Annotated in this window: 13 protein-coding genes; 9 read left to right on the top strand and 4 right to left on the bottom strand. The window is 63.1% G+C overall.

What is annotated here, in order from left to right; genetic code table 11:
- Positions 1–14 precede the first annotated feature (14 nt).
- From IB277_RS07725 to murI, 3 genes are all read left to right on the top strand, one after another.
- Positions 15–1,991, top strand: a complete 1,977-nt coding sequence (locus tag IB277_RS07725) for an FUSC family protein (protein WP_060520789.1) — start codon at positions 15–17, stop codon at positions 1,989–1,991.
- Between the two features lie 64 nt (positions 1,992–2,055).
- A complete protein-coding gene (locus tag IB277_RS07720) occupies positions 2,056–2,886 on the top strand; it encodes an RNA methyltransferase (RefSeq protein WP_034794549.1) in 831 nt (276 codons plus the stop codon).
- Positions 2,873–3,718, top strand: coding sequence for a glutamate racemase (gene murI / locus IB277_RS07715; protein ID WP_034794546.1), 846 nt, complete (start codon positions 2,873–2,875; stop codon positions 3,716–3,718). The genes IB277_RS07720 and murI overlap by 14 nt, the downstream gene beginning before the upstream one ends.
- 36 nt (positions 3,719–3,754) lie before the next feature.
- Here the strand turns inward: murI and IB277_RS07710 are convergent, their stop codons facing one another.
- Positions 3,755–3,967 carry a hypothetical protein gene (locus IB277_RS07710; protein WP_090293861.1) on the bottom strand — a complete coding sequence of 71 codons (213 nt, stop codon included), beginning with the start codon at positions 3,965–3,967 and terminating at the stop codon, positions 3,755–3,757.
- A 276-nt stretch (positions 3,968–4,243) separates the two neighbouring features.
- On the opposite strand from IB277_RS07710, the gene IB277_RS07705 reads away from it, so the two are divergent.
- A complete protein-coding gene (locus IB277_RS07705) occupies positions 4,244–5,761 on the top strand; it encodes an ATP-binding protein (protein WP_090293858.1) in 1,518 nt (505 codons plus the stop codon).
- Between the two features lie 77 nt (positions 5,762–5,838).
- Here the strand turns inward: IB277_RS07705 and IB277_RS07700 are convergent, their stop codons facing one another.
- Entirely contained in the window at positions 5,839–6,174 is a 336-nt protein-coding gene (locus IB277_RS07700; protein ID WP_034794649.1) for a cupin domain-containing protein, read from the bottom strand.
- 117 nt (positions 6,175–6,291) lie between these two features.
- On the opposite strand from IB277_RS07700, the gene IB277_RS07695 reads away from it, so the two are divergent.
- The 5 genes from IB277_RS07695 (at position 6,292) to IB277_RS07675 (ending at position 10,597) form a co-directional block, all read left to right on the top strand.
- Entirely contained in the window at positions 6,292–6,819 is a 528-nt protein-coding gene (locus IB277_RS07695) for a MarR family winged helix-turn-helix transcriptional regulator (protein WP_034794535.1), read from the top strand.
- A gap of 227 nt (positions 6,820–7,046) precedes the next feature.
- A complete protein-coding gene (rpsD, locus tag IB277_RS07690) occupies positions 7,047–7,664 on the top strand; it encodes a 30S ribosomal protein S4 (RefSeq protein WP_034794529.1) in 618 nt (205 codons plus the stop codon).
- A 153-nt stretch (positions 7,665–7,817) separates the two neighbouring features.
- Positions 7,818–8,765, top strand: a complete 948-nt coding sequence (locus tag IB277_RS07685; RefSeq protein WP_034794526.1) for a glutaminase — start codon at positions 7,818–7,820, stop codon at positions 8,763–8,765.
- A 129-nt stretch (positions 8,766–8,894) separates the two neighbouring features.
- Positions 8,895–9,776, top strand: coding sequence for a tRNA 2-thiocytidine(32) synthetase TtcA (gene ttcA / locus IB277_RS07680; protein WP_034794511.1), 882 nt, complete (start codon positions 8,895–8,897; stop codon positions 9,774–9,776).
- A complete protein-coding gene (locus IB277_RS07675; RefSeq protein ID WP_034794509.1) occupies positions 9,773–10,597 on the top strand; it encodes an inositol monophosphatase family protein in 825 nt (274 codons plus the stop codon). Before ttcA ends, IB277_RS07675 begins: the two co-directional genes overlap by 4 nt.
- A 78-nt stretch (positions 10,598–10,675) precedes the next feature.
- Here the strand turns inward: IB277_RS07675 and IB277_RS07670 are convergent, their stop codons facing one another.
- Positions 10,676–11,968 (bottom strand): multidrug effflux MFS transporter, encoded by a 1,293-nt coding sequence (locus tag IB277_RS07670; protein WP_034794494.1) that lies wholly within the window; start codon positions 11,966–11,968, stop codon positions 10,676–10,678.
- Between the two features lie 81 nt (positions 11,969–12,049).
- Positions 12,050–13,288 (bottom strand): multidrug effflux MFS transporter, encoded by a 1,239-nt coding sequence (locus IB277_RS07665; RefSeq protein WP_090293856.1) that lies wholly within the window; start codon positions 13,286–13,288, stop codon positions 12,050–12,052.
- Between the last annotated feature and the right edge of the window lie 164 nt (positions 13,289–13,452).

Raw genomic sequence — 13,452 nt, 5'->3', positions numbered from 1 at the left:
AGCAAAGGCTTCCGATGGCACTTCGTTCCCGTATGCGCGATTGGCTTCTTGCCAACGATCCGGCCTTCTCCCGCCTGCGGCAGGCCTCGCGCATCACCGCGACCATCGTCGTTTCCATCCTGCTGCTGATGGCGTTTCATTACCTCGTCGCACCGCTGCCGCCGGCCGCCTTCGGGCTTGCGGCGTCGCTGTCGATCGAAGGGGGACTGGCGGTGCGCGATCGCACCATTGCCGGCCAGCGGCTCACCCGCATCATCGCCGTCCTCGTCGGCGTTTCGATGGTGGGGCTTGCGTCGGTTCTCGAGAATCACCGCTACGTTTCCGACGTCGTCTTCCTGCTGATCATCTTTCTCGCGGTCTATGGCCGCTCCTTCGGCCCCCGCGGTTTTGCCGTCGGCATGTTCGCCTTCATGTCCTATTTCACCGGCGCCTATCTGAGGCCCACGCTCGACCAGTTGCCAGCCCTGTTCTTCGGAGCGGCCGTCTCGGCCACCGTCGCGCATCTCGTCCGCACGCGGCTGTTGCCGGATGATCGCTATCGCGACCTCCTGCGCGCCACCGCAAGCGTGCAGCGTCGCGTAGACCAGATGCTGCTGCAACTGGCGGAGATCGCCCGCAAGCCCGTTCTGTCACCGGCCGATCGTCGTCAGCTGCATGCGGCCGAAGAGCGTCTGAAGGAAGCGGTGCTGATGGCGGAAAGCTTCATTCCGACGGAAAACCGGCGGCCGGAACCGCAGCCCGGCCTTACGACCTCCGACCTCGTCATCAACCTCTTCGACCTGCATCTTGCGGCCGAAAGCGTGATGGTCGTCAGCTTCCAATCGATGCCGCCGCCGGCACTGGTGGAGGCGATGGTGGCGCGCGACGGCGGACGGATCGACGCGGAGATCGCGCGGCTCGGCGATGCCGCTCCGCGCCGCGAAGAAACGGTGAAGGCGCTGCTGTGGCTGCGCAACGTCCGGCAAAGGCTCGCCCGAAGCCTTGCAAAGCTGACGCCGGCCGATCTGGAAGAGCCGCCACTGCACTTGAGCGGCGTTGCCGCCCGCTGGAGGCCGTCGCTGAACGATCCCGCCTTGAAGGCGGCGATCCAGATCACGCTCGCTTCGGGCATCGCCATGGTGTTCGGGTTGATGCTGTCGCGGGAGCGTTGGTTCTGGGCGGTGCTTGCTGCGTTTCTCGTCTTCACCAACACGCGCTCGCGTGGCGATACGGCGGTCAAGGCGCTGCAGCGCTCGGCCGGCACACTGTTTGGCATTGTGGTCGGCATCATCGTCGGCACGCTGGTAGCCGGCAATATCTACCTGGTGCTGCCGCTCAGCGCACTTTGCGTCTTTCTCGCCTTCTATTTCCTCGCCGTCTCCTATGCGACGATGACCTTCTTCATCTCCGTCGTTCTGTCGCTGGTCTATAGCCTGATGGGCGTGCTGAGCCCGCATCTGCTGCAACTGCGCCTGGAGGAAACCATGATCGGCTCGATCGCCGGTGCGGCGGTCGCCTTCGTCGTGTTTCCGACGCGCACCCGCACGACGCTCGATGCCGCCGTCGCAACCTGGTGCGACGAACTCAAGGGCCTGCTGCAGGCGGCGCGGGACGGGGCATCGGGTCTGGTGCTCATTACCCGCTCGCAGGCGCTCGACCGCGCCTATCGTGACCTGGCCGCCGCCGCAAAGCCGCTCGGGCTTCCCTGGCAGTTGGTGACGCGTCCCGGTCATGTGCGCCAGGCGCTGGCGATCTTCATGGCCTGCACCTACTGGGCACGGGTTTTCGCGCGGCGTGTCGGCACGGATGCGGCGCTGGAAGGAACCGATTTCAAGGCGGACATCGACGCCAATCTCGCGCTCGTCCAGACGGTGCGCGACAAGGCCTCGGCCTATTTCTACCAGGTCGGCCGGATCGGTGCGCCGGTCGATCGCCACCTGCCGATTTCGAAGGACGATGCGGAGCTTGGTCTGGAAATGATCGGGGTGTCTCTCAACCGGCTTCATTTGTAGTGGACTTTAATTTCGCCCGCATTTGTGCAAGGGAAACGCCGAACGAAAGGCGAAGGCTAAGGAAATGGCAGGAACGAACAGCGAGCGCGAACTTCTGGCGGAAGGACCGGCGATCATTCTCGCCTATCCGCAGCTCGGCGAAAACATCGGTATGGTCGCCCGCGCGATGGCGAATTTCGGCCTGGCGGAGCTTCGGCTCGTCAATCCGCGCGACGGCTGGCCGAGCGAAAAGGCACGATCAGCCGCAAGCCGTGCCGACCACGTGATCGACGCTGCCAAGCTCTATGGTTCGGTCGAAGAGGCGATCGCCGATCTCAACTTCGTCTATGCGACGACCGCCCGCGACCGCGATGGCTACAAGCCGGTGCGTTCGCCGATCGTCGCGGCGCGCACACTCCGCCAGCGCTTCCAGACCGGAGAGAAAACCGGCATCCTGTTCGGACGCGAGCGCACGGGCCTCACCAACGAAGAGGTGGCTCTGGCCGACGAGATCGTGACCTTTCCGGTCAATCCCGCTTTCGCCTCGCTCAATCTCGCCCAGGCCGTGCTTCTGATGTCCTATGAATGGCTGAAGACCGGCATGGAGTCTGAGGACCAGACCTCGTTCCAGGCGATCTCGCAGCGGCCGGCGACCAAGGAACACCTGCAGGGTCTGTTCGAGCATGTCGAGGAAGCGCTTGAGGCGCGCAACTACTTCCGTTCCGCCGACAAAAAGCCGAAATTGGTCGAGAACCTGCGCGCGGTTCTGACCAGGCCGTCCTTTACCGAATCCGAAATCCAGGTGCTGCGCGGCGTCATTTCTTCGCTCGACCGGTTCACGCGGGAAAACCCGCGCGGCTCCGGCGCTCCGGGCGAACACAGCAGGAAAGCGCGAGACAAAGGTGACAGCGAGTGAACTGAAACCCATCCTCGTCTTCGACAGCGGCATTGGTGGCTTGACCGTGCTGCGAGAGGCGAGGGTGCTGATGCCCGAGCGGCATTTCATCTATGTCGCCGACGATGCCGGCTTTCCCTATGGCGGCTGGGAAGAGGCGGCGCTGAAAGAGCGCGTGATCGCGCTCTTCGGCCGGCTGCTTTCCGAGCATGATCCGGAAATTTGCGTGATCGCCTGCAACACCGCCTTCACGCTGGTGGGCGCCGATCTGCGCGCGGCCTTTCCTCAAATGACCTTTGTGGGCACGGTGCCCGCGATCAAGCCGGCGGCAGAGCGCACACGCTCCGGCCTCGTTTCGGTGCTGGCGACCCCGGGTACCGTCAAGCGGGCCTATACGCGCGATCTCATCCAGTCCTTCGCCAGCCAATGCCATGTGCGGCTCGTCGGCTCCGAAAACCTCGCCAAGATGGCGGAGGCCTATATCCGCGGCGAGAAACTGGACGACGAAACGGTACTAGCCGAGATCGCACCGTGTTTCGTCGAGATGGACGGCAGGAAGACCGATATCGTCGTGCTTGCCTGCACCCACTATCCCTTCATGGCGAACGTCTTCCGCAGGCTGGCACCCTGGCCGGTCGACTGGCTGGATCCGGCCGAAGCGATTGCCAGACGGGCGCGTTCGCTCGTGCCGCAACCGAACGGCTTCGAACCGCTCAACGGCCAGGACCCGGCGATCTTCACCTCCGGCAAACCGGATTTCGCCACGCGGCGGCTGATGCAGGGCTTTGGCCTGACGGTGGCACTTGATGCCATCGGGGAAAAGCGAGCAGGGCATGCCGAAGCGATCGGGTAGTGCCCGTTCATGCGTTCCTATGGCCGGCACGGCACTTTAAAAGAAGATCGCCAGCAACAGGCCGATCAGAACAGCTAGCACGCAGGCGGCGCGAAAGCGCATGCGGCTGGCGCGTTCGGCGTCGTCTTTCGAGGCGACCCGTTGCGTGTCCTTGTAAGCATCGCGCATACGGCGATCGAGATTGTTCAGTTCCATCTGCTGCGCTGTTTCGTGGTGCTGCATTCTGCCCCGGCAAATCGCTTCGACCAAATCGCATATGGGCGTCCGTGCCTTCTCGCAAAAGTACGATATTCAACTTTTTATTGTGACCGCCAGATTCTACATCCGGTTCTTTTCCGAGGAGACTTTCCTAAGCGTATTCCCTGTGGGTTATGTGCGCCGACGGCAGGATTTCCGGGAAATCCGTGCTAGGTGTCGCCCGATAGGCGGTCTCCGCGTGATCGCGAATCAATCAAGAGTATTCAGGCACAGTGCGCAACGGTATCGCATCCGGACCTGCGTAAGATTTAACATGACGAGGTGGAAATGAAGGTCGGCATCGACATGGGAGCGACGTCCGAAGGGACATCGGCCTCGCTCGATATCGAGGAGCTTCTGGCCACCCGTCTCTTGGTGCAGGGCAATTCCGGTTCGGGCAAGTCGCATCTGTTGCGCCGGCTGCTGGAACAATCCGCACCCTGGGTGCAGCAATGCATCATCGATCCCGAGGGCGATTTCGTCACGCTCGCCGACAAGTTCGGCCATGTGGTTGTCGAGGGTGAGCGCACCGACGCCGAGCTGATCGGCATTGCCAACCGCATCCGCCAGCATCGTGTTTCCTGCGTGCTCTCGCTTGAAGGTCTCGATATCGAGCAGCAGATGCGCAATGCCGGCGTGTTCCTGAACGCCATGTTCGATGCGGATCGCGAGTTCTGGTATCCGGTGCTGGTCGTCGTCGACGAGGCGCAGATGTTTGCGCCGTCGGTTGCCGGCGACGTCACCGAAGAGGTGCGCAAGATTTCGCTCGGCGCCATGACCAACCTGATGTGCCGCGGCCGTAAACGCGGCCTTGCCGGAGTGATCGCCACGCAGCGCCTGGCGAAGCTCGCCAAGAACGTGGCGGCGGAAGCCTCGAACTTCCTGATGGGCCGCACCTTCCTCGACATCGACATGCTGCGCGCAGCCGATCTGCTCGGTATGGACCGGCGCACGGCGGAAATGTTCCGCGACCTCAAGCGCGGTTCCTTCGTCGCGCTTGGCCCGGCGCTGTCGCGCCGGCCGCTCAAGGTGACGATCGGCGCGGTCGAGACATCGGCGCGCTCGACGAGCCCGAAGCTGATGCCGCTGCCGGAGGCGCCGCAGGACGTCGAGGATCTGATCTTCACGCCGGATCCGGAGGAGCTGACGCGGCCGATCGTGCGCCGCGCGGTTGCGCCGCCGCGCCCGACGACCGACATCCTGGCCGAGCTCTCCCGCCCGCGGCCCGAGCCTGCCGCGCCGGTCGAGGCAAGGCAGGCACAGCCGGAACTTTCCGCCGAGGAAAAAGAGAGCCTGCTCGACAGCGTCTTTGTCGAAATCCTCAGCAATCCGGAAGCAGCCTTCCGCCCCGATGCAGAACTGTTCCAGGATTTTCTGGTGCGATGCCGTATTCGCCGGCTGCCATCCGGTGCAGCCCTGTCGCTGAGCGCCTTCCGCCGCAAGATGGCCGTCGCGCGCTCCGGCATCGACGCGGAGACGGCGGCAACGGAAACCTGGGCGCAGGCCTTGCAGCTTGCCGATCGCGTTACCGAGGACTTGCAAGCCGTGTTCCTGATGATGGCGCAGGCGGCCGTCCGCGGCCTGCCGTGCCCTTCCGACGCGATGATCGCGCGCGCCTATGGCACGCACTCCGCAAGGCGGGCCCGCCGTCTGCTCGGCTACTTCGAGGAGCATGGGTTGATCGTCATCCATGCGGATTTTGCCGGAAAGCGCATCGTCGCGTTCCCGGACCTTGGCAGCGAGACCGCTCCAGGCGACGCCAACGGGCCGGATGTGACGGCTGCGGCTGCCGCTGCGGCGGAGTGAACCTCGACCTTTCGCGTAAAGGCATCAGCTATTCCGACCACGCTCAGACGGCGCTGGCGCGTTACGGTATCGTGGCGTCAGACCCATTCCTGGATGACGTGATCGGACGCGTGGATGCAGGTCATCTGCAGGCGGCCGGTGCCGGTATTGACGAAGCGGTGCGGCGTCTCCGGATCGACGACGATGATATCGCCGGCCTTACCCATGATCTTCTGCTCTCCGACGGTGAACTCCGCTTCGCCCGAGTGCACGATCCATGTTTCCGGATAGGGATGAACGTGAAGGGCAGGCCCCTGGCCAGGCTCGGCATCCATCAGGAACAGCGAGATCGGCGTGCCGAATTGCCCACCTTCAAACAGGATCGTGCGGTTTGGGCTCTGCTTCTGTTCTGTAAGGGGAATGACATGAAACATGCTGGCCTCCATCGTCGTCCGGGTTGGCTTCCCAATGGGAATGTTTTATCTTCACGAGAAGATATTACTCGAAACTATCTTCTCGTCAAGATATATTGACCGATGCCGAGGTGAACGATGCAGAATGAGAATGAGGGAAGGGACCATGTGGACCGTCTGCAAGCGCAGTGGGCGGCCGAACTGCCCGACCTGAATACCGAGCCTATGGCCATCCTCGGGCGCGCCTACCGGCTTTCCAATCTGGTGCGCCCCTCAATCGAGGAGACCTTCGCCTCTTTCGGCATCGACCGCGGCGAGTTCGACGTGATCTCGACGCTGCGGCGATCCGGCCCGCCTTACCGGCTGACGCCGACGGATCTCTATACGCTGCTGATGATTTCGTCCGGTGGACTGACGCACCGCCTCGATCGGCTGCAGAAGGCAGGATTGATCCAGCGGGAACGCTCGGCGTCCGACGGCCGCAGCAGCGTCGTCGGGCTGACGGAAAAGGGAATAGCCCTTGCGGAAACCGCCTTTCGCGCCGACATGGCGAGCGAGTCGCGCTACCTCGAGGTGCTGAGCAAGCAAGACCGCACGGCGCTGGCGGCGCTCCTCAGGAAACTGCTGATTTCGTTGGAGCAAGCGCCACCGAGTGATCCGGCCTGATCAACGGCTGTTTGTCACGATTTCGTTTGACAACAGCAGCCGGACCCACTAAAGCCGCCCCAACGCCGGGCAGAAATGTCCGGTGTTTCATTTGACATGTCCCGTGGCTTCTCCGTCTGCGTGATCGTGAGAAACCTGTCAGAGCCCCGAAAATGGGTTCAGAGGAGGGCGTGTTTCCTTGATCCGGTTTGGAAACAGGCCGGTGTAACTGTTTGAAAGGAAATGCGATGAGCAAGCGCGAATCGTCCAAGTACAAAATTGACCGCCGTATGGGCGAAAACATCTGGGGCCGTCCGAAGTCCCCGGTAAACCGCCGCGAATACGGCCCGGGCCAGCACGGCCAGCGCCGCAAGTCCAAGCTCTCGGACTTCGGTGTACAGCTGCGCGCCAAGCAGAAACTCAAGGGCTACTACGGCGACATCCGCGAGAAGCAGTTCCGCGCGATCTTCGCCGAAGCTGACCGCCGCAAGGGTGACACCCCGGAAAACCTGATCGGCCTGCTCGAATCGCGCCTCGACGCGATCGTCTACCGCGCCAAGTTCGTTCCGACGGTCTTTGCTGCCCGTCAGTTCGTCAACCACGGCCACGTCAAGGTCAACGGCGTCCGCGTCAACATCGGTTCCTACCGTTGCAAGCCGGGCGACGTCATCGAAGTCAAGGAAAAGTCCAAGCAGCTCGTAACCGTTCTCGAATCGGTTTCGCTCGCTGAACGCGACGTTCCGGACTACATCGAAGCCGATCACAACAAGATGGTCGCGACCTTCGTCCGCGTACCGGTTCTCTCCGACGTGCCTTACGCCGTCGTCATGGAACCGCACCTGGTCGTCGAATTCTATTCGCGTTAATCCGAGGCTCTCGCCTTGTGACGTTTCGAAAGCCGCCCGGAAACGGGCGGCTTTTTTGTCAGTGCCGAGCAGCATCCGCGCTACCGCGGATCCCAGCGAATAAGCGCCTTATCGTCGCCTCGATCCGAAGGCGATGACCAAGAGGGAAGCCCGATGCCCGAAGAGCAGAAGCCGCAGGATCTGCAGGCGATCATCGACGACATTCATCGGGAGCTGAGCCCGCGGTTCGGCCAGGGCAAGGTCGCCGACTACATTCCACAGCTCGCGCGCGTGGACGCCAAGCATTTCGGCATGGCGATCGTGACCACAGGCGGCCAGATCTATCGCGTCGGCGATGCCGAGGTGCCGTTCTCGATCCAGAGCGTCTCCAAGGTCTTCACGCTGACGCTGGCGCTCGGCAAACACGGCGAGAACATCTGGCACCGTGTCGGCCGCGAGCCCTCAGGCTCCGCCTTCAACTCGATCGTCCAGCTCGAGCAAGAGGGCGGAAAGCCGCGCAACCCCTTCATCAATGCCGGCGCCATCACCATCAGCGACCTGATCCTTGCCGGCCATACGCCGCGGGAACTGATCGGCGAGATCGTGCAGTTCGTCCGCTATCTCGCCGACGACGACCAGATCGTCATCGACCATGAGGTCGCGCGTTCGGAGACGGCCACCGGTTACCGGAACTTCGCGCTTGCCAATTTCATGCGCTCCTTCGGCAAGCTCGACCACCCCGTCGACCACGTGCTCGGCGTCTATTTCCATCACTGCGCGCTTTCCATGACCTGCAGCCAGCTTGCGAAAGCCGGGCTGTTTCTGGCCGCCGGCGGCAGCAATCCGCTGACCGGCCATAACGTCGTCTCGCGCCAGCGGGCGCGGCGCATCAACGCACTGATGCTGACCTGCGGCCACTATGACGGCTCAGGCGATTTTGCCTATCGCGTCGGCCTGCCGGGAAAGAGCGGCGTCGGCGGCGGCATTCTGGCGGTGGCGCCTGGCAAGGCGTCGGTTGCCGTCTGGTCGCCTGGCCTCAACGAAAACGGCAATTCGCTGCTCGGATCGCTGGCGCTCGAAATGCTCGCGGCGCGCACTGGCTGGTCGGTCTTCGGTCCCTGAACTCCTCCGACAAGGGCGATCTGCACTGTGCGGCCGATTTCCCTTGATCTTGACGGCTGGAGCGGGCAAGTGCTGGCCCAAGATTAGCCGGGCGCCGGTTGCGCCTGCCTGCCGCACAGGATCCCCGCCATGGACCTTTCGCTCAACGCGTCGCAAGACCAGGCCGAAACCATTTTTGAGACCGAAATCGACGCCGGCGCGCATCCGCTGTTCAGCCGCATGCCGTCCTCCGTCTCGTTTAACAAGCTGCGCAAGCGCCTTCTTCGCCAGACCCGCCAGGCGCTCGACGACTTCGGCATGCTGAAGGGCGCCAAGCGCTGGCTGATCGGCCTTTCCGGCGGCAAGGACAGCTACAGCCTGCTGGCGCTGCTCATGGACCTGCAATGGCGCGGGCTGCTGCCGGTGGAGCTCATTGCCTGCAACCTCGACCAGGGCCAACCGAACTTCCCCAAGCACATCCTGCCGGAATACCTGGCATCGATCGGCGTCAAGCATCGCATCGAGTATCGCGACACCTACTCGATCGTGAAAGAGAAGGTGCCGACGGGGGCGACCTACTGTTCGCTCTGTTCGCGGCTGCGCCGCGGCAACCTCTATCGCATCGCCCGTGAAGAGGGCTGCGACGCGCTGGTGCTCGGCCACCACCGCGAGGACATTCTCGAAACCTTCTTCATGAACTTCTTCCACGGCGGCCGGCTGGCTTCGATGCCGGCAAAGCTCTTGAACGACGAGGGCGACCTGATGCTGCTTCGGCCACTCGCCTATGCGGCCGAGGACGATCTCGCCAAGTTCGCGGCGGCAATGGAGTTTCCGATCATCCCGTGCGACCTCTGCGGCTCGCAGGACGGCCTCGAGCGCAATGCGATGAAGGCGATGCTGGCCGATATTGAGCGACGCATGCCGGGCCGCAAGGACACGATGCTGCGGGCGCTTGGCCACGTGAACCCGTCGCACCTGCTCGATCCCAAGCTGTTCGATTTCCAGTCCCTCACACCGGAGCCCAAAGAATGAGCCATTCCGTCGACATTGCCGGCCTTGCCAATCTGCTGCAGGAAGCGGCGGTCAAAGAGATCCTGCCGCGGTTCCGCAATCTTGAAGCCGGCGACGTCAGGGTGAAATCGGAAGCGATCGACCTCGTGACCGAGGGCGACGAGGCGGCCGAACGGCTGATCAAGGCACGCATCGAAGACGTCGCGCCGGGCGCACTTTTCGTCGGCGAAGAATCGGTTGCGGCCGACCCGGCGCTGCTCGACAAGCTCGCCGATGCCGATCTCGCCGTCGTCGTCGACCCGATCGACGGCACCTTCAATTTCGCCGCCGGCGTGCCGCTCTTCGGCGTTATGGCAAGCGTCGTCGCCAAGGGCGAGACGGTTGCCGGCATCATCTACGATCCGCTCGGCAACGACTGGGTGATCGCCGAGAAGGGCTCCGGCGCCTGGATGTGCCGCGCCAATGGATCGCAGGAGCGCCTGTCGGTCACCGCAGGCGTGCCGCTCGAGGCCATGGTCGGCGGTGCCTCGACCGGTTTTTACAAGCAGGAAGCACGCCGCGAAGTCATGGCCAACATGGCCAAGGTTCGCATCGCCACCAGCTACCGCTGCGCCGCGCATGAATATCGCATGCTTGCCGGCGGTCACATCCACTTCCTGATGTACCAGAAGCTGATGCCGTGGGATCACCTGGCCGGCACGCTGATTTCGCAGGAAGCCGGCGCCTATGCCGCCCGCTTCGACGGCTCGCCCTATCTGCCGTCGCATCTCAATGGCGGCCTGCTGCTTGCCACCGACAAGGAGAGCTGGGAGACGCTGCGCCGCGAGGTCTTCACGGTCTGAGCCGTTCGAAGCAGCCCAAAATACAAAGCCCGCCCGGATTGCTCCGGGCGGGCTTTTTGTTTGCCTTACGGCGGCCGGTTACATATGGCCGCCACCGTGATCCATGCTGACGTCCTTGTCGCCGGGATGGGTGAAGAGCTTGCCCTTCTCGGCCCAGAGCGTTGCCAGGATCGTCAGGGCCCCGAAGAGGGCGAAGCCACCGAACAGCGGCTGCAGCGTGCCGTTGAAGAGCTGGCCGACTGCGCCGCCGATGAGCGCGCCACCGGTCGTCGAGACGAAGCCGGTGATCGCCGTAGCGGTGCCGGCAAGGTGGCCCATCGGCTCCAGGCTGATCGCGGTGAAGTTCGTCGCGATGACGGCGAAGAACATCAGGAGCACCGAGAACATCAGATAGCTGACGACGAAGGCCGGCGTGCCGGAGAGCGACATCACGAAGCCCGCGACCGAGATCAGCGTAAACAGGATCATCGAGACGTGCGAGATACGGCGCATGCCGAAACTGCGGACGAAGAAGCCGTTGGCGAAGTTGGCGACAGCAATCCCGCCGGCCGTACCTGCAAAGGCGATCGGCAGCCAGTCACCGAGGCCGTAGACCTCGCCGAAGATCTGCTGGACCGTGACGATGTAGGCGCAGATGACGGCGGTAAACATCGTCATGCCGATCATGTAGCCGCAAGTGATGCGGTTGGTGAGAACGGTCTTGAAACCCGACGCGACGGCACCGACGGAGAGCGGCATGCGCTCTTCGCGCGGCAGGGACTCCTTCATGCGGGAGAAGGCCCAGACGAAGAGGATCGCGCCGATGACGCCGATCAGGATGAAGATCCAGTGCCAGTTGGCATAGAGGATGACGAGCTGGCCGATCGAGGGGGCGACGATCGGCACGATCATGAAGACGATCATCACATAGGACATGACGCGCGCCATTTCGCGGCCGCCGAAGCAGTCGCGCACGATCGCCATGGTGGTGATGCGGATGGCCGCAGCACCGATGCCCTGGATGAAGCGCAGGATCAGCAGCGTCTCGAAGCTCTGGGTGAGGGCGGCGGCAAACATCGACACGGTGAAGAAGGCGAGGCCGCCGAGCAGCACCTTGCGGCGGCCGAAGGCATCAGACAGGCTGCCGAAGAAGATCTGCGAGATGCCGAAGCCGAGGAAGAAGACGCCGATCACCAGCTGGCTGTCGTTGGTGTTGGCGACGTTCAGCGACTGGCCGATTGCCGGCAGAGCCGGCAGCATGCTGTCGATGGCGATGGCGACGCTCGCCGTCATGACGGCGATGGTGATGATGAATTCGACGATGCCCATGTTGAGGCGCTCGGCCCCCGAGACCCCGTCGACATGTTCGGATTGATTGGTGATGGTGGACATTGGGAAAACCCGTAAATTCAATCTTTGGAAAAGGCTGGCCGGCGGTTTAGAACGCGACAGCGACAGTTGGCGCTTTAGAGATCAGCCGGCCGGCTGATGGTGCGGTTTGAACAGCTTGCCGCGTTCGGCGATGAGCACGAAGACGAGGCCGATGGCCGCGACGGTGAAGTAGCCGGTGGCAAGCGGGGTGGCCGTTCCGTCGAAGGACTGGCCGATGAAGGCTCCGATCACGCTCCCGCCGATCGTCTGCATGAAGCCGAGAACCGAGGACGCCGTGCCGGCGACATGGCCGAGCGGCTCCATGGCCATGGCGTTGAAGTTTGGCGCGATCAGCCCGAACTGGAACATCGTGGCGCAATAGAGGACCACGAAGGCCGGGAAGGGCAGCGGCGCATAGAGCGAGGCCGACATCCAGATGAAGCTTGCGAGCGTAAAGCCGCAGAGGGCCGCATGGGACAACGGCCGCATGCCGAAGCGGCGGACGAGGCGGGAGTTGGTAAAGGAAGCGACCGCCATCATACTCGCGAAAGCCGCAAAGACAAGCGGAAACCACACGCCCAGATCGTAGACGCCGACCAGCACCTGCTGCGCCGAGTTGATGAAGCCGAAGAGCGCGCCAAGGATAACCGAGGTCGCGAGCGTATAAAGCAGCGACAACCGGTTGGTCAGCACGATGCGGAAACCGCTGAGGATTACCGACGGCGTGAAGGCGCGGCGGTGGGCCGGATCAAGCGTTTCGCCGAGCTTCGACAGCACGATCGCGATGTTCATAACCGCATAAAGCGCGACGATGATAAAGATCATATGCCATTCGGCAAAGCTGATGATGAGCTGGCCGATCGACGGGGCGATCACAGGCACGATCATGAACACCATCATGACCAGCGACATCACCTCGGCCATCTGCCGGCCGCCATAGACGTCGCGGACGATCGAGATGGTGATGACGCGCGTGGCAGCCGCACCCGCGCCCTGCATGAAGCGAAGGGCGAGCATGAGGCCGAAGGTCGGCACCATGGCAATTGCCACCGCACAGACGGCATAAAGGGCAAGGCCCGCCAGAAGCGGCGGCTTGCGCCCGAACCGGTCCGACAGTGGGCCGAAGAACAGTTGCGCCACGCCCATGCCGAGCAGGTAGGCGGTGATGATGTATTGCCGCTCGTTTTCCGACGCCACGCCCAGGCTGGCCCCGATTTCCTGGAGGCCCGGCAGCATGATGTCGATCGAAATCGCGTTCGTCGCCATCAGTGTGGCCATCAGCGCGATGAACTGGAATTTCGTGAGGCCGGGCAGGGCATCGTCGTTGGTCGTGCTTGTCATTTCAAAAGTCCTAGCGGCGCGGTGGGCGCCAAGCGAAACAGGTCTGGGTCCGGACCGCTCCGGAAAAAGAAGGATGTCGGCTGGCTAAATGCCGGTCGGCACAGGGATGTCAGGCGGGAGCGACCGGGAAGCCGCACCACATGGACCGGGCCTGCAGGAAGCGG

Origin of the sequence: Ensifer sp. ENS07 (assembly GCF_014852185.1) — a bacterium.
Taxonomy (GTDB): Bacteria; Pseudomonadota; Alphaproteobacteria; order Rhizobiales; family Rhizobiaceae; genus Ensifer; species Ensifer adhaerens.
Note: the sequence above shows the minus strand (reverse complement) of the source record. Positions and strands in the feature narration are given on the sequence as shown.

Coding starts and splice junctions, on each gene's coding strand:
- IB277_RS07725 (WP_060520789.1), top strand. CDS start 15: ATGGCACTTCGTTCCCGTATGCGCGATTGGCTTCTTGCCAACGATCCG.
- IB277_RS07720 (WP_034794549.1), top strand. CDS start 2,056: ATGGCAGGAACGAACAGCGAGCGCGAACTTCTGGCGGAAGGACCGGCG.
- IB277_RS07705 (WP_090293858.1), top strand. CDS start 4,244: ATGAAGGTCGGCATCGACATGGGAGCGACGTCCGAAGGGACATCGGCC.
- IB277_RS07700 (WP_034794649.1), bottom strand. CDS start 6,174: ATGTTTCATGTCATTCCCCTTACAGAACAGAAGCAGAGCCCAAACCGC.
- IB277_RS07695 (WP_034794535.1), top strand. CDS start 6,292: ATGCAGAATGAGAATGAGGGAAGGGACCATGTGGACCGTCTGCAAGCG.
- rpsD (WP_034794529.1), top strand. CDS start 7,047: ATGAGCAAGCGCGAATCGTCCAAGTACAAAATTGACCGCCGTATGGGC.
- IB277_RS07685 (WP_034794526.1), top strand. CDS start 7,818: ATGCCCGAAGAGCAGAAGCCGCAGGATCTGCAGGCGATCATCGACGAC.
- ttcA (WP_034794511.1), top strand. CDS start 8,895: ATGGACCTTTCGCTCAACGCGTCGCAAGACCAGGCCGAAACCATTTTT.
- IB277_RS07675 (WP_034794509.1), top strand. CDS start 9,773: ATGAGCCATTCCGTCGACATTGCCGGCCTTGCCAATCTGCTGCAGGAA.
- IB277_RS07670 (WP_034794494.1), bottom strand. CDS start 11,968: ATGTCCACCATCACCAATCAATCCGAACATGTCGACGGGGTCTCGGGG.
- IB277_RS07665 (WP_090293856.1), bottom strand. CDS start 13,288: ATGACAAGCACGACCAACGACGATGCCCTGCCCGGCCTCACGAAATTC.